General features: G+C 71.8%; 13 protein-coding genes. 10 read left to right on the plus strand and 3 right to left on the minus strand.

Translation table 11 applies throughout. The features are described from left to right. Positions 1-114: 114 nt before the first annotated feature. Positions 115-1,344 (minus strand): acyl-CoA dehydrogenase family protein, encoded by a 1,230-nt coding sequence (locus ACFY0F_RS07610; RefSeq protein ID WP_388790405.1) that lies wholly within the window; start codon positions 1,342-1,344, stop codon positions 115-117. Positions 1,345-1,455: 111 nt separating this feature from the next. Here ACFY0F_RS07610 and fabG point away from each other — a divergent pair, with 111 nt between their 5' ends. The 5 genes from fabG to ACFY0F_RS07635 are packed head-to-tail and all read left to right on the plus strand — an operon-like array spanning position 1,456 to position 6,940. Next, a complete protein-coding gene (gene fabG, locus ACFY0F_RS07615; RefSeq protein WP_388790408.1) occupies positions 1,456-2,202 on the plus strand; it encodes a 3-oxoacyl-ACP reductase FabG in 747 nt (248 codons plus the stop codon). 35 nt (positions 2,203-2,237) lie between these two features. Continuing rightward, positions 2,238-3,482, plus strand: a complete 1,245-nt coding sequence (locus ACFY0F_RS07620; protein WP_388790411.1) for an acetyl-CoA C-acetyltransferase — start codon at positions 2,238-2,240, stop codon at positions 3,480-3,482. Next, on the plus strand, positions 3,482-4,924 hold the full coding sequence (locus tag ACFY0F_RS07625) for an OB-fold domain-containing protein (protein ID WP_388790414.1): 1,443 nt from the start codon (positions 3,482-3,484) through the stop codon (positions 4,922-4,924). Before ACFY0F_RS07620 ends, ACFY0F_RS07625 begins: the two co-directional genes overlap by 1 nt. Then, entirely contained in the window at positions 4,921-6,129 is a 1,209-nt protein-coding gene (locus ACFY0F_RS07630) for an acetyl-CoA acetyltransferase (RefSeq protein WP_388790416.1), read from the plus strand. Before ACFY0F_RS07625 ends, ACFY0F_RS07630 begins: the two co-directional genes overlap by 4 nt. 16 nt (positions 6,130-6,145) lie before the next feature. Then, on the plus strand, positions 6,146-6,940 hold the full coding sequence (locus ACFY0F_RS07635) for an SDR family NAD(P)-dependent oxidoreductase (protein WP_388790419.1): 795 nt from the start codon (positions 6,146-6,148) through the stop codon (positions 6,938-6,940). A 40-nt stretch (positions 6,941-6,980) separates the two neighbouring features. On the opposite strand, the gene ACFY0F_RS07640 is transcribed toward ACFY0F_RS07635, so the two are convergent. Next, complete coding sequence (locus ACFY0F_RS07640; protein WP_388790421.1) at positions 6,981-9,731, minus strand: ATP-binding cassette domain-containing protein; 2,751 nt, start codon at positions 9,729-9,731, stop codon at positions 6,981-6,983. A gap of 134 nt (positions 9,732-9,865) precedes the next feature. On the opposite strand from ACFY0F_RS07640, the gene ACFY0F_RS07645 reads away from it, so the two are divergent. The 5 genes from ACFY0F_RS07645 (at position 9,866) to ACFY0F_RS07665 (ending at position 15,574) form a co-directional block, all read left to right on the plus strand. Beyond that, on the plus strand, positions 9,866-11,104 hold the full coding sequence (locus ACFY0F_RS07645) for an ABC transporter substrate-binding protein (protein WP_388790425.1): 1,239 nt from the start codon (positions 9,866-9,868) through the stop codon (positions 11,102-11,104). Between the two features lie 39 nt (positions 11,105-11,143). Continuing rightward, positions 11,144-11,857 carry an ABC transporter ATP-binding protein gene (locus ACFY0F_RS07650; protein WP_388790427.1) on the plus strand — a complete coding sequence of 238 codons (714 nt, stop codon included), beginning with the start codon at positions 11,144-11,146 and terminating at the stop codon, positions 11,855-11,857. A 10-nt stretch (positions 11,858-11,867) separates the two neighbouring features. Next, the gene (locus ACFY0F_RS07655) at positions 11,868-13,211 is read left to right on the plus strand and encodes a hypothetical protein (RefSeq protein ID WP_388790430.1); all 1,344 of its coding nucleotides are present in this window, start codon (positions 11,868-11,870) and stop codon (positions 13,209-13,211) included. Further along, a complete protein-coding gene (locus ACFY0F_RS07660; RefSeq protein ID WP_388790433.1) occupies positions 13,208-14,599 on the plus strand; it encodes an acyl-CoA reductase in 1,392 nt (463 codons plus the stop codon). Before ACFY0F_RS07655 ends, ACFY0F_RS07660 begins: the two co-directional genes overlap by 4 nt. Positions 14,600-14,767: 168 nt before the next feature. Then, positions 14,768-15,574 (plus strand): alpha/beta hydrolase, encoded by an 807-nt coding sequence (locus ACFY0F_RS07665; RefSeq protein ID WP_388790436.1) that lies wholly within the window; start codon positions 14,768-14,770, stop codon positions 15,572-15,574. Positions 15,575-15,653: 79 nt separating this feature from the next. On the opposite strand, the gene ACFY0F_RS07670 is transcribed toward ACFY0F_RS07665, so the two are convergent. Beyond that, the gene (locus ACFY0F_RS07670; RefSeq protein ID WP_388791313.1) at positions 15,654-18,395 is read right to left on the minus strand and encodes an AAA family ATPase; all 2,742 of its coding nucleotides are present in this window, start codon (positions 18,393-18,395) and stop codon (positions 15,654-15,656) included. Between the last annotated feature and the right edge of the window lie 272 nt (positions 18,396-18,667).

Raw genomic sequence — 18,667 nt, forward strand, 5'->3', positions numbered from 1 at the left:
GAGCTCGGCGGCCCCTGGGCCGGCCAGGCAGCACCGGCAACCAGGGTCCGGCCGCCTCTGGCGGCCCTGGTCGCCCCGGGCGCCCGGGACCGCTCGGGGCGGCGACCTTCCCGGCTACTGACCGGCACTCGTCCGCGGCTCGCGCGGCAGCCCGAGGACCTTCTCCGCGAGGATGTTCCGCTGCACCTGGGACGTGCCGGCGTAGATCGTGCCGGAGCGGGCGATCAGGTACGTCGTCGACCAGGACGCCGAGGAGTTCGCGGCGCCGGGGTCGTCGGCGCGGTAGGTGCGCAGGGGCGGCCGGCCCACCGGCACCTGGCCGTGCAGGCCCATGATGTCCATCGCCAGATCGGTGACCGCGGTGTGGTACTCGCTCCAGTACAGCTTGGCGATCGACGACTCGGGACCCGGCTCCGCGCCCTTGAGCCAGCCGGTGAGTGTCCGGTATCCGAGGCACCGCATGATCTCCACCTTGGACCAGCACCAGGCGATGCGCTGCCGGACGACGGGGTCCTGGTCCCTGCCGTACAGGCGGGCCAGTTCCACCAGGCGCTCCACCTCCGCCCGGAACAGGATCGGGTTGGTCGCCGCCTCCTCCCCGCGCTCGACGCCGAGCAGGCTCTGGGCGACCGTCCAGCCGTTGTGGACGCCTCCGACGACGAGATCGGCGTGCGTGCGGGCGCCGTCGAAGAAGACCTCGTTGAAGTGCAGCTGCCCGCTCATCATGCGGAACGGCCGTACCTGGACACCGGGTTGGTCCAGTGGCACGAGAAGGAACGAGATCCCGCGGTGCTTGGGCGCGTCCCGGTCCGTGCGGGCCAGGACGAAGATCCAGTCGCTGTGGTGGGCGCCGGACGTCCACACCTTCTGCCCGTCGAGCACCCATTCCCCGCCGTCCAGCACCGCGCGGGTCTTCAGGGAAGCCAGGTCGGAACCCGCGTCCGGCTCCGAGTACCCCTGGCACCAGGTGTCCTCGCCGCTGAGGATCCGGGGGAGGAAGCGGCTCTTCTGCTCCTCTGTGCCCCAGCGCAGCAGCGTGTTGGCCAGCATCTTCACGCCGAAGGTGTCCTGCGGAAGCCCGAACGGCACCCCGGCCAGGGCCAGCTCCTCCATCAGGACGACCTGGTGGAGCTTGGACAGGCCGCGGCCGCCGTACCGCTCGGGCCAGGTGAGGGACAGGTAGCCGCGCTCGACGAGCCGGCGGCGCCAGTCCCGGGCGAACGCCCAGGCCGCGTCCTCGTCCAGGGCGCCGATGCCCTTCCAGTCCGGCGGCAGTGTCTCGGCGAGGAACGCGCCGACCTCGGCGCGGAACGTCTCGGTCTCCGGGGGATAGCTGATGTCCACCTGCGATCTCTCCTCGTCGCCCCTGCTCGCACAGCTGATCGCTGTATTGATTGTTTCAGCATAATAGGTTATCTATTTATAAGGAATGGCGTCGAGTCAGGATGGGCTGACATGGGACTGCTGGACGGCCGGAACGCGGTGATCACCGGCGGCGCACAGGGCATCGGCTTCGCGATCGCCGGCGTCCTCGGCGGCGCGGGCGCCCGCGTCGTCCTCGGCGACGTCAACGAGGCCGCCGCGGCCGAGGCCGCCGCACGCCTCGCCGGGAACGGTGTGGCCGCCACCTCGCTGCGCTGCGACGTCACCGACGAGGACGAGGTGGCCGCCCTCGTGGCCCACTGCACCGACACCTTCGGGCCGGTCGGCGTCATGGTCAACAACGCCGGCATCACCCGGGACGCGACCCTGCACAGGATGCCCCTCGCCGACTTCCGCGCGGTGATCGACGTCCACCTCACCGGCGCCTGGAACGGCACCCGGTACGCCGCCGAGGCGATGCGGGCGCACGGACAGGGCGGCAGCATCGTCAACATCTCCTCCATCGCCGGCAAGGTCGGCAACTTCGGCCAGACCAACTACAGCGCGGCCAAGGCCGGACTCGTCGGCCTCACCAAGGCCTCCGCCAAGGAGCTCGCGAAGGCGGACATCCGCGTCAACGCCGTCCAGCCCGGCCTGATCCGTACCGCCATGACCGAGGCGATGCCCCGCGCCGCCTGGGACGCGAAGCTCGCCGAGATCCCGCTGGGCCGCGCCGGCGAGCCCGCAGAGGTCGCCCAGGTCGTCCTCTTCCTCGCCTCCGACATGGCCGGCTACATCACCGGAGCCGTGGTCGAGGTGACCGGCGGCCGGTACATGTGACCCCCGCCCACTCGCCGACACGAAAGGCCTGCCCGATGCCCGCCCCTCTGCGTGACGCCGTGATCTGCGAACCCCTGCGTACTCCCGTCGGCGGCTACGGCGGTGTCCTGCGCGACGTGACCGCGGCCGAACTCGCCGCCACGGTCGTGCGCGCCGTACTGGAACGCACCGGCATACCGCCCGCGGCCGTGGACGACGTCCTGCTCGGCCAGTGCTACCCCAACGGCGAGGCACCCGCCATCGGCCGCGTGGCCGCCCTGGACGCCGGTCTGCCCGTCGAGGTACCGGGACTCCAGATCGACCGCCGCTGCGGCTCCGGGCTCCAGGCCGTCATCACCGCCGCGATGCAGGTGCAGACGGGTGCGAGCGACCTCGTCCTGGCCGGTGGCGTCGAGTCCATGAGCCGGGCCGAGTTCTACACCACCGACGTCCGCTGGGGCGTACGCGGCGCGGGCACCACTCTGCACGACCGGCTGGCCCGAGGCCGGGTGACGTCGGGCGGCGTCAACCACCCCGTCCCCGGGGGCATGCTGGAGACCGCCGAGAATTTGCGCCGGGAGTACGCCATCCCCCGCGAGGAGCAGGACCGACTCGCCCTGCGCTCGCACGAGAAGGCCGTCGCGGCCCAGCGGGAGGGCCGCTTCGCCGACGAGATCGTGCCCGTCACCGTACGCGACCGAAGGGGCGAGACGGTCGTCGACAGCGACGAACACCCGCGCCCCGACTCGTCGTTGGAGAAGCTCGCCGGGCTCCGGCCCGTACTGGGTCGCCAGGACCCCGAGGCGACGGTGACCGCGGGGAACGCCAGCGGCCAGAACGACGGCGCGGCGATCTGTGTCGTCACCCATCCCGAACGCGCCGCCGAACTCGGCCTGCGCCCGCTGGGCCGCCTGGCCTCCTGGGCCGTCGTCGGCGTGCCGCCCGAGACGATGGGCATCGGGCCCGTGCCCGCCACGGCCAGGGCCCTGGAACGCGCGGAGCTGAAGCTCGCCGACATCGACCTGATCGAACTCAACGAGGCCTTCGCCGCCCAGGTACTCGCCTGTACCCGCGAATGGGCCCTGACCGAGAGCGACTTCGAACGGTTCAACGTCAACGGCTCCGGCATCTCGCTGGGCCACCCCGTCGGCGCCACCGGCGGCCGCATCCTCGCCACCCTGCTGCGCGAACTCGACCGCCGCCAGGCCCGCTACGGCCTGGAAACGATGTGCCTCGGCGGCGGACAGGGCCTGGCGGCCATCTTCGAACGCACCGGCAACGAAGCTCCTGGAGGACGCTGATGCCCGGACTCATCGCCTACGGCGCCTACGTGCCGTACCACCGCCTCGCCCGAGCCGACGTCGCCGCGGCACTGGGAACCCGGCCGGCCAAGGGGACGAGGGCGGTCGCGGGCTACGACGAGGACACCACGTCCATGGCCGTCGAGGCGGCCCGCGCCGCGCTTACCCGCGACGGCCTGCGTCCCCGCATCGGCCAGCTCTTCCTGGCCACCGCCGCACCCGCCTACCTGGACAAGACGAACGCGACCGCGGTCCACGCCGCGCTCCGCCTCGACGAGCATGTACTCGCCGTCGACATGGCCGGCTCCGTACGCTCCGGCCTCGGCGCGCTGGTCACCGCCGCCCGCTCCCCGATACCGACCCTGACGGTCCTGTCCGACCTGCGCACCGGCCTGCCCGGCGGCAGCGACGAAATCGCGGGCGGCGACGGCGCGGCGGCGTTCGTCTTCGGCGGCCACCGCAACGGAGCCCCCGTCGTCGCCGAACTCCTCGCCCACGACACCGTCAGCGACGAGATCCTCGAACGCTGGCGGCTGCCCGGCGCCCCCGCCTCCCGGGTGTGGGAGGAGCGCTTCGCCGAGGAGATCTACGTGTCCCTCGCGGACAAGGCGCTCACCGCCGCCCTCGACCAGGCGGGACTGGACCGCGGGGCGATCGACCACCTCGTCGTCTCCGGCCTGCACGCACGCGCGTGCGCGGCGGTACGACGGACGGCGGGCTCACGTCCCGAGGCGGTGACCCCGGACCTCGCCGCGACGATCGGCAACGCCGGCACCGCCCAGCCCGGACTGCTCCTCGCCGACGTCCTCGACCGCGCCGCACCCGGCGAGATCATCGCCCTCGTCGTGCTCGGCGACGGCGCCGGAGTGCTCCTGCTGCGCACCACCGACGCGCTCCCCGCCCACCGCAGCGCCCGCCCGGTCGCCGCACAGATCGCCGCGGGCAGCGCCCCGATGCCGTATGCCACGTACCTCTCCTGGCGCGGCCTCCTCGACCGCGAACCGCCCCGCCGCCCGGACCCCGAGCCGCCCTACGCCCCACCCGCCCACCGTCGCAACGCCTGGAAGTACGGCCTCGTCGCCTCCCGCTGCGAGAAGTGCGGCACCCGGCATCTGCCGCCGGACCGGGTGTGCACCTCCTGCGGCAGCGTCGACACCATGACGGACGAGCCGATGGAGCACGTGGGCGGCACGGTCGCCACCTTCACCGTCGACCGGTTGGCCCACACCCCGAGCCCGCCGATGCTCGTCGTGGTCGTCGACTACGACGGCGGCGGCCGGTTCCGCTGCCAGCTCACCGACGCGACCGAGGCCGACGCGGTCATCGGCGCCCGGGTGGAGATGACGTTCCGGCGCACGGTGACCGCCGCCGGGGTCCACAACTACTTCTGGAAGGCCCGGCCGGTGCGCACCGCCGGCGAGACCGAGGAGACACGCGGATGAGCTCGCACGGAATCCGGGACCGGGTCGCGATCGTCGGCATGGGCTGCACGCCCTTCGGCGAGCACTGGACCCGCTCGGCCGACGATCTGCTGGTGGACGCGGTGGGCGAGGCGGTGACCTCGGCCGGCGTCACCCTCGACGACATCGACGCGTTCTGGTTCGGCACCCAGGCGTCCGGGGTGTCCGGCCTCACCCTGAGCCGGGCGCTGCGCCTGCCCCACAAGCCGGTCACCCGGGTGGAGAACATGTGCGCGACCGGTTCCGAGGCGCTGCGCAACGCCTGTTACGCCGTCGCGTCCGGGGCGTACGACGTCGCGATGGCCGTCGGTGTGGAGAAACTCAAGGACTCGGGCATGTCCGGGCTGTCGGGCACCGCGATCCCCGGCGCGGGAGACGACAGCCGCGGGGAGATCACCGCTCCGGCCAACTTCTCCCTCCTCGCCCCCGCCTACGCGGCCAAGTACGGGCTCTCCGCCGAGGAGATGAAGGACGTCATCACCCGCATCGCCTGGAAGAACCACGTCAACGGGGCCCGGAACCCCCGCGCGCAGTTCCGCAAGGAGGTGCCGCTGGAGCGCATCCGGTCGGCGCCGGTCGTCGCCGGCATGCTCGGCGTGTTCGACTGCTCGGGGGTCTCCGACGGCTCGGCCGCCGCGATCGTCGTACGCGCCGAGGACGCCTACCGGTGCACCGACAAGCCGGTCTTCGTGAAGGCGCTGTCCTTCGTCGCCGGCCCGGCGGACGGGCTCCTCGACCCCGAGTACGACTTCACCACCTTCCCCGAGGTGGTGGCCTCGGCGCAGGAGGCCTACCGTCAGGCCGGCATCACCGACCCGCGGTCCGAGCTCGCGCTCGCCGAGGTCCACGACTGCTTCACGCCCACGGAGCTGGTGCTGATGGAGGATCTCGGCTTCTCCGAGCGCGGCCAGGGCTGGAAGGACGTCGCCGACGGTGCCTTCGACCTGGACGGCTCGCTGCCGGTCAACCCGGACGGCGGACTGAAGGCCTTCGGCCACCCCATCGGTGCCTCCGGCCTGCGCATGGTGTTCGAGGCGTGGCTGCAGCTGCGGGGCGAGGCGCCGCCCGAGCGGACGGTGAAGTCCCTGGCCGAGGGGCGGTCGCTCGCCCTGACCCACAACCTCGGCGGCGGCCCCGGCGAATGCGTGTCGTTCGTCTCCGTCGTCGGCAGTGAACTCTCAGCCTGAGAAAGGCGGTTCGGTCATGGGACGGCTCCAGGGAAAGATCGCGATCGTCACCGGAGCGGCCTCCGGCATCGGCGCGGCCACCGCACGCCGCGTGGCGGCGGAGGGAGCGCACACGGTCGTCGCCGACCTGAACACCGAGGGCGCCAAGGCGGTCGCCGAGGAGATCCGCGCCGCCTCAGGCTCCGCCACGGCGGTCACGGTCGACCTGGGTGACGTCGACAGCGTACGTGCCATGGTGACCGCCACGGTGGAGACCTACGGCGGCCTCGACGTCCTGCACAACAACGCGGCGGCCACCCACCTGGCCGCCCGTCAGGACCTCGCCGTGCTCGAGGCCGACCCGGCGGTGTGGGACGACACGATGCGGATCAACCTCCGCGGGACCATGGTCGCCATCCAGGCCGCCGTCCCGCACATGATCGCCCGCGGCGGCGGCTCGATCGTCAACACCTCGTCCGGATCCGGCCTCGCGGGCGACCTGCGCAACCCCGCGTACGGCGCCTCCAAGGCCGCGCTCATCAACCTCACACAGTACGTCGCCACCCAGTACGGCAAGCTGGGCGTCCGCTGCAACGCCGTCGCTCCCGGCTTCATCGTCACGCCGGCGAGCTCCGGCTCGGCGCACGGGGCGATCCGGGAGGCGATGCTGCGCCATCACCTCACGCCGCGCCTGGGGCGCCCGGAGGACGTCGCCGCGGCGGTCGTCTTCCTCGCCTCCGACGAGTCGGCCTTCATCACCGGGCACACCCTCCGCGTGGACGGCGGGCTGCTGTCCCACGCGCCCTATGTCGCGGAGCTGCGTGACGCCTGAAGGGCGCGCCCGGCACGAGCACCGGCGGAGCCGGAGGCGGTCAGGACATCGCCTCCGGCTCCAGGTCGCCCAGATAGGCCGCCCGGACCGCCGGATCACGGCGTACCTCCTCCGGTGTACCGGCACAGATCCGGCGTCCGAAGTCCAGCACGACGATCTGGTCGCAGACGTTCATGACCATGTCGACGTCGTGCTCGACGAGCAGCACTCCCATGCCCCAGTCCTCGGCGAGCCGCCGCACCAGCCGGGCCAGCTCCCGCGTTTCGTCGTCCGACAGCCCGGCCGCCGGTTCGTCGAGGAGCAGCACGGACGGGGAGGCCGCCACCGCACGGGCGATGGCCAGCAGCCGCCGTTCTCCGTACGACAGGTCGCCCACCGGCCGGTCCAGACTGTCCTGGAGTCCGAACTCCCGCACGGCGACCAGCACATGGGAGGGCAGCGGGCGACTGCCGGGACGGACCAGGTCCGTGAGCCACGCCCACCGGCCGGGCCGGGCGCAGGCCGTGTAGAGGTTGTCCAGCACGGTCATGTCCTCGAACAGCTCCAGCGACTGGAAGGACCGGCTCAGCCCCGCCGTGGCCCGTCGGTGCACCGGCAGCCGGGTCAGCTCCCGGTCGCCCAGGCGCACGCGGCCCGACGCGGCCCGGGTGAAGCCGGTGACGGCGTCGATGGCGGAGGTCTTGCCGGCGCCGTTGGGGCCGATCAGCCCCACGACCCGTCCGGGCTCGACGTCCAGCGAGAGCCCCTCGACGGCGACGACACCGCCGTAGCGGACGGTCAGGCCCCGCACGCGGAGGGGCAGCGGCGTGGCTCGGGGCACGGCTGCCTCTCGCGCCGAAGCCGCCGAACCCGTGGAAGCCGCCGAACCACTCGAACCCGCCAAGGCCGCGGAAACCGCCGTGGCCGCGTGCGCGCCGCGCCGGGACGACAGCCTGCGCCGGATGCCCTCCGCCCGCCTGCCGACCTCCTTCCCGATGCCGTCCTGGTTGCCCACCAGCGTCAGCACCAGGACGATTCCGCCGATCAGCGGTATCCAGTCGCTCAGGCCGGGCAGCACCAGGTCGCCGAACCGTGCGCCCACCGTCCCCGCGGCGAACGTCGCGCCGAACAGCGGCCCGACGAGGAATCCGACACCGCCGATGACCGCGAGCCCGAGCGCGGTGATGGAGTCGAAGGAGGCGAAGTCGGAGAAGACCACCGAGGTGGAGCGGAAGCCGGTGAGCACCCCGGCGAGCGCGGCGATGGCCGCGGACAGGCCGAAGGCGTAGAGCTTGGCCGCGCGGACGTCGATGCCGAGGGCGGCGGCGGCCCGTTCGTTCGCCCGTACGGCGACGAGCCGCCGGCCGGTGCGGCTGCGCCGTACGCAGGCGACCACGAGCGTGGCGGCGGTGAACAGCACGAGGACCACGGCGGCGTACCGCTGCGGATGGTCGATTCCGGAGATGCCGATGCCGAACAGGGTCTGCTTGCCCACGGCGATGCCGTCGCTGCCCGGCGTCGTCGACAGACCGGTGTTCTGGAAGACCATCGCCTCCAGGGTGGTGCCGAGACCGAGCGTGATGATCGCGAGGTTGACACCGCGGGTGCGGACCGCCGGGAGCGCGAACAGCAGGCCGATCGGCACCGTGCCCAGCACACCTGCCGGCAGGGCGAGTGCGAACGGCCAGCCCCAGTCGGCCGAGGCGTGCCCCGCGATGAAGGCGCCCGTCCCGGCGAGGGCGTAGGCCGCCAGGGAGACCTGCCCCGCGTAACCGGTGACCACGACGAGCGACAGGATGATCAGCGACAGCACCAGCGTGGTGGTGATCGCGTCGGCCCACAGCGGCGTCGACACGCTCACCAGCAGCAGCCCGGCCACGACGGCCGCGGCCAGCGGCACGGGGCGCACCCTGCCGGTGCCCAGTGCGGGCAGCCGGTCCAGGAACGTCCCGCGCAGGGGAAGCGCCCGGCCCCGCGCGACCAGCACCAGGGTGATGAAGAGGAAAGGCACCGACGAGGCGAGGCCGGTGACGCCGGAGCCGAAGCGGGTCAGTTCGGACTGCACGACCCCGATGACCAGACCGCCCGCCAGGGTGACGGGGAAGGACGAGAACCTGCCGACCAGGGCGGCGGCCAGCGCGCTCAGCAGGAGGGTGGTCAGCCCGGTCACCGACAGACCGATGACCGGCACGATCAGGATGCCCGTCAGCCCAGCGAGTGCCGAGCCCAGCGCCCAGTTGCCGGTGGCGATCAGGTCGGGGGACCAGCCGAGCGAGGCGGCGGCGCCCTCGTTCTCCGCGACCGCGGTGGTGCCCAGGCCGAACAGGGTGCGCTGGTAGAGGAGATGGAGGCCCGCGGTCACGACGACCGCGATACCGAGCAGCCAGACCCGGTCCTCGGAAACCGTCGCCCCGGCGATCGTCAGCAGCCGGTCGGGCAGTTTGCCCGGCACCAGTTGCAGGCTGTCGCCGTAGCGTTTGACGGCGGTCGCGGTGAGCACGATGAAGACCGCCAGCGTACCGACCAGCCGGGCCAGTGTGGACGCCCGGCGCAGCGGGCGCAGCACCAGCAGATGTGTGAGGACGCCCAGCACCGCGGAGGCGAGGACTCCGCACGCGGTGGCGGGCCAGTAGGGGACACCGTGGTGGGCGGCGAGCTCCCACTGCACGTAGGCGCCGGCCATCCCGATCGCACCGTGCGCGAGGTTGAGGACCCCGGAGCCCCGGTAGACCAGCACGATGCCGTGCGCGGTGAGTGCGTAAAGGGCTCCGAGCCCCAGGCCGAGCAGTGCGAACCGCAGAACGTCGTCCATCTGTGGCACCTCCAGACAGACAGAGTAATTATTTAAATAATTGTGTCCAGAGTACTTCACTAACGAATGTCACACCTCCATGCTGTTCGGCATCTCGACGTCGCCCACAGGGCGCGAGCTCCCCCGGAGGAACCATGAACGACTCACGCCGACGCAGATCTGTTGCAGCGAGCTGTCTCGCGGTGACCGGAGCCCTGCTCGCCGCAGGCTGCGGGGGAGAGGCAGCCGGCAGCCCGACCCAGGCCACCGGGCCGAAGGGCAAGCCGGTCAAGGTGATGGTCTGGAACCCGGAGGACACCCAGGGCAGCGCCCAGCCCGGGGTCCGGCTCACCGCCCAGGCCTACGAGAAGTGGATCAACGCCCACGGAGGCATCAAGGGCGGCCCGTTGAAGGTGCTCACCTGCAACGAGAAGAACGACCCCGACGAGGCCGAGAAGTGCGCGCAGCAGGCGGTCGCCGACAAGGTGGTCGCCGTCGTGGGCTCCTACAGCCTCGCGGGCGACCGCTACATGCCCATCCTGCAGAAGGCCGGCATCCCCTACCTCGGCGGCACCGGCGTCTCGGCCGCCGAGTTCTCCAACCCGCTGTCGTTCCCGGTCAACGGCGGTACCCCGGCGGTGTTCGCGGCACACGGGCGGCAGCTGGTGAAGGAGGGCTGCAAGAAGATCTCCGGGGTACGGTACGACCTCGCGGCCGCCGCCATCGTCTCGCAGTTCCTCACCCTGGGCGCGACCTCCGCCGGAGGGGCGCCGCCCAAGGATCTCAAGGTGCCGGTCACCGCCACCGACCTGGCTCCGCAGGTCGCCGCCGCCACCAAGGGCAGCAACTGCGTGAGCGTCATCCTGGGCACGCACTCGGACCTGTTCGTCAAGGCGTACGTGCAGTCCGGCGCCAAGACCAAGCTCGGCAGCGTCGTCGGCAACCTCACCCCCCAGCTGGCCCAGAGCACCGGGGGCAGCGGCAGCCCGCTGGAAGGCGCCGCGATCACCGGCTACTACCCGCCGACCTCGGACGCCGTCTGGAAGACCTTCGTCTCGGCAGCCAAGGGCACCGACATCGACACGAGCAACGGCGCGAACGAAACGACCTGGGTGGCCTTCAAGGTCTTCACCGAGGCGGTCAAGAAGCTGTCGACGGTGTCGGCCAAGGCCCTGGTGCATGAGCTGAACACCACCTCGGGCATCCCCACCGGCGGTCTCACCCCGCCCCTGACCTGGAAGGCGTCGACCGCCCTGCGTATCAAGGGCCTCGACCGCATCCACAACACCACCGCCACCGAACTGACCATCCGCGACGGGAAGATCGAGTGGGCGAAGAAGGGCTCGACGTTCGTCGACGTCCGCAAGGTACTGACGGCCATGTCGGCCGGCTGAGCGCCCGGCGCCCCGGAGCCCGAGCGAAGGAGAACGTCCGTGCACGACACCGGAACACCTTTGATCGAAGCCCGAGCCCTGTCCGCCGGGTACGGCACCCAACCCGTCGTACGCGACCTCGAACTTCAGGTCCGCCCCGGTGAGGTGGTCGCCCTGCTCGGGCCCAACGGCGCGGGCAAGACCACGACACTCAGGGTGCTCTCGGGCGACCTGGCCCCGATGACCGGCGAGGTGCGCTGGCTGGGTGACACCGGCCGCGCACAGCTGCACCGCCGCGCCCGCCAGGGGCTCGCGTACGTCGGTGAGCGGGCCGTCTTCACCCGGCTCGACACCGCGGACAACCTCCGCGTCGGCCGAGTGGCGACCCAGCAGGCCCTGAGCCTCTTCCCCGAGCTGGAGAAACGCCTGAAGACCGGCGCGGGCATGCTGTCCGGCGGTGAGCAGCAGATGCTGTCGCTGGCCCGCGCACTGTGCCGCGCGCCCCGGCTGCTCCTCGCCGACGAACTGTCCCTCGGTCTCGCCCCGATGGTGGTCGACCGTCTCCTGCACGCGGTGCGCGAGGCGGCCGACCGCGGCCTGGGCGCGCTGCTGGTCGAACAGCATGTGCGCAAGGTGCTGGACGTCGCGGACCGCGTGTACGTCCTGCACCGCGGCCGCGTCACCATGACCGGCACCCCGAAGGAACTGCGCGGCGATCTGGACGCGATCGAGTCGTCCTACCTCGCCGAGAAGACAACCACCACGACCGATTGAGAGGGGTGCTGTGCCCAGCACACGCGAACAGATCCGATCCCTGGTCCTGAACGGCGACCCGTTCGACCAACCGGCCGAAGAACTGCGCGAGTTGCAACTCGAGGCCGCACGGGAGGCGTTCGCCGCCCACTGCGAGCGCATCCCGCTGCTGCGCACCCGGGCGGAGGAGACCGGCGTACAAGAGGTCACCGCTCTCGACGACCTCGTGCCCCTGCTGTTCTCCCACACCAGCTACAAGTCGTACCCCCTCTCCCTCATCACCGCCGGCCGGTGGGACCGGCTCCTGCGCTGGTACACGACCGTGTCCGTGGTCGAACCGGGCGACGTCGACGTGGACGGCGTACGCGACATCGACGAGTGGACCGAACGCGTCACGGCCGCCGGACACCGCCCGTACATCACCAGCGGCACCTCCGGGAAGGTGTCCTTCCTCAACTGCGACGCAAGTGACCTGAGCTTCCTCCGCGACATCCTGGAGAACCTCACCTGCTGGCCCGATCCGCTCCCGCCGAAGCCCACCCGCCGTGCCTACCTGCTCGCGCCGGCGAGCGGTCCGATGCGTTCCATCGACGGCTTCCGATGGCATGCGGAGGTCTTCGCCCGGCCCGGGGAGACCCGGCTGCTCACCGAGGACCCGATGCGGGTCTCCGAGCTGATGAGCAGCGCGCTGCTGCGTCGCCGCATGGCGGAGGGCACCGCGACCCCACAGGAGATCAGCTCCTTCGAGACGGCGTCCGAGGCCCGTGAGGAGGAGCTGGGCGCGGCCGTCGCCCGCATCGTCGACGACATCGCCACCCACCGCGACGAGCCGCTGCTGATCGCCGGCATGAACAACCAGCAGTTCACGCTGATCCAGGCCCTGCGCGCCCGCGGCGTGCCCGACGGGAGCCTGCACCCGGACACGCTCGTGCTCAGCGGCGGCGGCAACAAGGGCCGCGCGCTGCCCGACGACTACCAGGCGCAGCTCGCCGCCTTCTACGACGGCGTACGGCGCGTCCGCAGCTACGGCATGACGGAGCTCCAGGGCTCCTGCCTCGCCTGCGAGAAGGGCAACCACCACGTACCGCCGTGGGTGATCCCCCTCGTCCTCGACGAGCCGGGCGAGACCCTTCTGAACACGGAACACGGCGTCGTGGAGGGCCGGTTCGCCTTCCTGGACGTCTCACTCTCCGGGCGCTGGGGCGGGCTGATCAGCGGCGACCGGGTCTTCGTGGACTTCTCGCCGTGCGACTGCGGCAGAGCGGGACCGGCGGTCCTGCCGGACATCCGGCGCTACGGAGACCTCGGCAGCGACGACAAGATCACCTGCGCCGCGACACTCGACTCCTATGTGCGGGGGATGATCCACGGATGAGGCCCACGACAGCGGCAGTGAGCCCGGTGGCCGTCGCCCACGTGGTCCGGGGGGAGGTCGAGACGGGCCCGCACACCACGCACGGCCGAGCGGACGCCGCCTTCACCGCTCCGGCACTCGACCTGGACCGCCTGGTGTGGCCCCGCACCGAACCCGGCCCCGCCTTCCACGTGCCGGTCGCGGAGATCGTCGATCTGCTGGTGGAGACCGGCGAGGCCCTCAGAACGGACCGCGAGGGGCTGCTCGCCGAGGCCCTGGACCGCATGGTGCGGGTCAGTCCGCTCCCCGCGGAGGTGTTGGAACGCGCCTACGCCGTGCTGTGGCGCAGCTTCCAGCGGGCCGGCCTGTACGCGCAGATCGACCACGAACTCGGGGGCGCGGACGTGCTCGACGGCTGGCGCGAGGTGCGGCTCCCCGAGGGGCGCACGGCTGCCATCCGTGCGTTCCCGCCCCGCCTGGTGCACATCATCGCCGGCAACGCCCCGGGCGTCGCCGCGATGTCCGTCGTACGCGGAGCCCTCACCAAGGGCGTCAACCTGCTGAAGCTGCCCTCCAACGACCTGTTCACGGCGACCGCGATCCTGCGCACCATGGCCGGTGTGGCTCCCGGCCACCCGGTGGTCCGCTCCTTCTCTGCGGTGTACTGGCGGGGCGGCGACGAGACGGTCGAGAGCGTCCTCTTCCGCCCGCAGTTCTTCGACAAGCTGGTCGCCTGGGGCGGCGAGGCCACGATCCGCGGGGCGCTGAGGTATGTCGGCCCGGGATTCGAGCTCGTCTCCTTCGATCCCAAGACCTCCATCTCGCTGATCGGCCGCGAGGCCTTCGACTCGCCGGGGTCGCTGGCCCTCGCGGCCGACGCCGGCGCCACGGACGCCACGTTCTTCAACCAGCAGGCGTGCGTGGCCAGTCGCTTCCAGTTCGTCGAGGGCACCGAGGAGGACGCCGACCGCTACGCCGCACTTCTGTGTGAACGCCTCGGAACCGCCCGGGAGTTCAGCTCGGCCGACGGCCCGAGGGTCCCCGGCGGACTGCGTGAGGAGATCGACGTCCTGCGGTCGCTGGCGCCCGAGTACCGGGTGTGGGGCGGCTACGACGGGCGGGGCCTGGTCATCCGCTCCCCGGAACCGGTGGACTTCCACCCCGACGGAAAGATCGTCAACGTCGTCCCGGTCGCACGGCTCTCCGAAGCCGTAGGGCACGCCGGGGTGGCCACCCAGACGGTCGGCGTGTACCCCGACGCCCGCAAGGCGGAGCTGCGTGACGCCCTCGCCTGCGCCGGTGTGCAGCGCGTGGTCTCCCTCGGCAGGGCGGGCGGCATGCCGCCCGGCCTCTCCCACGACGGTTTCTATCCGCTGCAACGGCTCATGCGCTGGGTGAACGACGAGTGATGGCCTGAGGCGTCGACAGGAAGTCCGGTGTCCCGCTTGCCGGGCCCGGCGGCTGGAACCGTGAAGATTGAGTCATTCGACTGTCGTCCGGGGGAGCCGGCTGAACGAACCTGAGACCGATGCCCGCGTGCCGGTGCCGGGTGGTCGTCGTGCTCGGAGGAAACAGCCGTGAACCGTACTCCCGTCGTCTTCATCCATGGTGTGTGGCTGCACGCGCTGTCCTGGGAGTCGTGGGCGGAGCGCTTCGCGAGCCGGGGGTTTCTCGCGTTCACCCCCGGCTGGCCGGGGGAGGCCGCCACCGCCGCGCAGGTGCGCGAGTCCCCCGGGTCGCTGGGCGGCGCCGGTCTGGACGTCCTCATGGACCACTACGCCGGGATCGTGCGTGCATTCGACGTTCCGCCCGTGATCATCGGCCACTCGGTCGGCGGGCTCATCGCGCAGCATCTCATCGGCGCCGACATCGGCCGGGCGGCGGTGGCCGTCGCGTCCGCCCCGGTCAACGACGTCGCGTTGCCCTCCTCACCGACCCGGCCGTGCGCCCCCGGGCAGGCGGACGGCTCCGCCCCCCTCGTGTCGCTGTCCCCGCAGCGGTTCCACCACCTCGTCGCCAACACGGTCGGGGCCGAGGAGTCGGACCGGCTCTTCCAGCGTTATGGGGTGCCGGCACCGCGCCGTCTGCTCGCCGACCTCGGATGCGGCGGGGCGCAGCGCAGCCCGCGTGCCGTGGCGGACATCGGCAACGCGCGCCGCGGGCCGCTGCTGCTGATATCCGGGCAGGAGGACCGGCTGGTGCCCGACTCCGCCACCCGCGAGGTGTACAAGCAGTACGGCGACTCCACGGCCGTCACCGATCTCAAGCAGTTCGCGGACCGCGCCCACTCGCTGGTCGTCGACGGCGGATGGCGGTCCGTCGCCGACTACGTGCTCGGCTGGCTGGACGAACGCGGCATCCGCGGTCTGCCCGATGCGGACTGAAGGCGTACCGAAGGAAGACTGAAGGAGGACTGAAGGAGGACCCAATGAGGGCTGACTGAGGGCTGAACACACATGGTGCTCACACGTTCTGCTCGCCCGGGAGTCTGCCGAGCGCGTCGCGCAGGGCGGCGCGGGAGGTGATGCCGAGTTTGGGAAAGACCCGGTACAGGTGGGAGCTGACCGTGCGGGGTGAGAGATGCATCTGTGCGCCGATCTCCTTGTTGGTCAGGCCGCCGGCGGCGAGATCGGCGATCCGGCGTTCCTGCCACGTCAGCGCCGCCAGAGGCGCGGAAGCCGCCATGGTGGACGCGCCGGTCGCGCGCAGTTCGGCGCGGGACCGTTCGGTCCACGTCGGCGCGCCGAGCCGCTCGAATGCCTCTGCGGCCCGGACGAGGTACGGCCGTGCCGCCTTCCGGCCCTGGGTGTGCCGGAGGTGGATGCCGTGGGCGAGGTGGACGCGGGCGAGTTCGAAGGGGAAGCGGGTGGCGGTGGGGTGGGTCTCGGCGCGGTGGTACATGTGGCCGGCTTCGGTCGGGTCGGTGGCGGTCATGGCGAGGGCGCCGTAGGTGATGAGGGCGAGGCGGGGAGAGACGTCGGGGAGGCCGTCGTCCCGTGCGGCCAGGGCGTGTTGCCGGGCCTGTCGGGTGCGCCCGGTGTGGAGGGCTGCTTCGACGAGGTCGAGGAGGGTGCGGGAGGCCTGGTGGGCGTAGGGGTGGAAGGTGCCGGGGGGTGTGATGCCGATGGCGTGGAGGTAGGCGGCTTCGTAGTCGCCTTCGGTGAGGGCGGCGGCGGTGCCGGTCGCGTCGGCGATCTGGGTGAGGAAGCCGACGCCGCGGGGACGGGCCCAGGCGTCGACGACGGCCTGGAGTTCCCGTGCGCGTTCGACCTGCCCGCGCAGTGCGGCCAGCAGGCCCAGGTACGCCCGGGTGTGATGGGCGAACAGCGCATGCCCGTGAGACGTGGTCAGCTCCAGGCACCGCTGTCCGGTCCGTTCGGCCTCCTCCCACTCACCCACCGCGATCTGGTCGAGCATGATCTGGTGCAGCATGGTCATGCCGACCGAGACGGCTCCCGTCTCCACCTCGCGGTCGACGAGTCGCTGCAGATGCGGCCGGTACTGACTGAGGGTGTCCACGTGATAGGCGGCGGCGCCCAGGCGTGTGACGTCCCACGGTTCGAGGTCGGGGAGGCGGGCGAAGGCGCGTTCCACCCGCTCCTGCACCCCGGCACCGCGCAGCACCACGTCGCCCCACGCGTCCTCGTAGACCCGCGAACGCGCATCCACCAAGTCGCCCAGCGAACCGAGGAGTTCATGCGTCCGCTGCCACGCGGTCGCGTCACTCGCATACTGGCTGATGGCCAGCAGCAGGTTGACCAGCCGGGTGAGCACCTCGTTCGGCTCTTCCACACCACTGTCACGGATGCTCTCGATCGCCGCCATGACCTGGCGATGCGAGGACCGTACGTCCCCGTCCTCGTACAGCGCGACATAGGCCGATGCCACCACCGAGGCCGGAGACCCGCTCCAGGCGGACGTGCTGTCGGAGTGGACCAACTGCTGGGCCCGGTCCAGGAGGCCGGCGTGACCGGCGATGAACGCGGCGTCCCCCAGCCTGCGGGAGCGTTCCTCGCGGCTCTCGCTCAGCTCGGCGGCCCGGGTCAGCCAGGCGACCGCAGCCTGCGAGCCACCCCGCCGGGTGGCGGAGTCCGCCGCCGCCTCCAGCGAGGCCGCGACCTCCTCGTCCGGGTCGATCGTCGAGGCCGCCAGGTGCATGGCCCGCCGTTCCACGTCGTCGCGGTGCACATCGGCGAGCGCGGCGTGGGCCGCGCGCCGCTCGTTGGGGGTCGCCCTCAGAACGACCGTCGAGCGCACCAAGGGGTGGCGGAAGGTGAATTCGCCGCTGAGCGGGTCGATGTCCAGCAGCCCGCAGGCCGCGGCCTCGTCGGCGTCCAGCATGCGATAGCGCGTGCCCCGTGCGCTGCCGGCGGCAGTGCCCGCTCCGGCACCGTCCAGGGCGCCGCGCAGCAGCTCCGCGCGCACGGCGTCGCCGAGGGCGTCCACCCGCGCGCCGTACACCTGCTGCAGGCGCAGAGGCAGCGGGACGCCGGTGTACCCGAACAGTTCGGAGTCGCGCCCCGCCCGGCCGCCGCGCAGGTAGGGGGGAAGTTCCAGCAGGGCCAGCGGATTGCCCTGGGCCTCGTCCAGCACCAGACGGCGTATCCGGGGATCGAGCCCGGGATGGCGCATGTCCAGGAGTTGTTCCGAGGCCTTCTCCGACAGCGTTGTCACGGGCAGCTCCGGCAGCGCGGCCGTGTCGAAGCCCGACGCCACACCGGAGCGCAGCCCGACGACCAGCTTCACCGAGCTGCCGGCGAGCCGGCGCCCCACGAACCCGCACACCGCCGTGCTGGAGGTGTCGAGCCACTGGCCGTCGTCGAGGACCAGCAGGAGGGGCTTTCGCGAAGCCGCCAGGGAGAGCAGGTCGAGGACGGCGATGCCGAGGGTCATGACCGAGGGGGGTGTGCCCTCACCCCTGCCGAAGACGACGTCGAAGACGCCCCGGTGGGTGTCGTCCAGCCGGTCGATGGAGGAGAGCAGCGGATACAGGAACTGGTGCAGACCGGCGAACGGCAACTCCGACTCGGCCTCCACCCCGGCCGCCCTGATCACACTGTGCTCCTCGGCCGTCGCGAGTTCGGCGACGTGGTCCAGCAGTGCGCTCTTGCCCACACCTGTGTCACCCCGCAGCACGAGAGCCCGGCCGCTCAAGGCCCCCACGAACGCCGACAGCACCTCCTGCTCGCTCTCGCGGCCGACCATGGTCACGGCGATCGACTCCACCGGTCCCCCAACTCCCTTCGCCCCGAACCAACTCGGCCCGGACAACCCCGCGTTCCGTGTGTACGGTCCGCGCCAGGCACAGTGGTGAGAGTACGTCGCGCCTGCTCACATCCGCCGGGGGTTCTCGGAGACAGCCGCTGACCGCCGTGACCGCCGGGCATGACGACGTCCCCGGAGGGCGAGGTTTCCCATGCGAACGGCACACCTGTGAGGCGTGCCGGTGAGGTGCGCGGGGTCGTCCGAGGGCGGCG

It is taken from the genome of Streptomyces sp. NPDC001544 (genome assembly GCF_042894285.1).
In the GTDB taxonomy this organism is placed as follows: Bacteria; Actinomycetota; Actinomycetes; order Streptomycetales; family Streptomycetaceae; genus Streptomyces.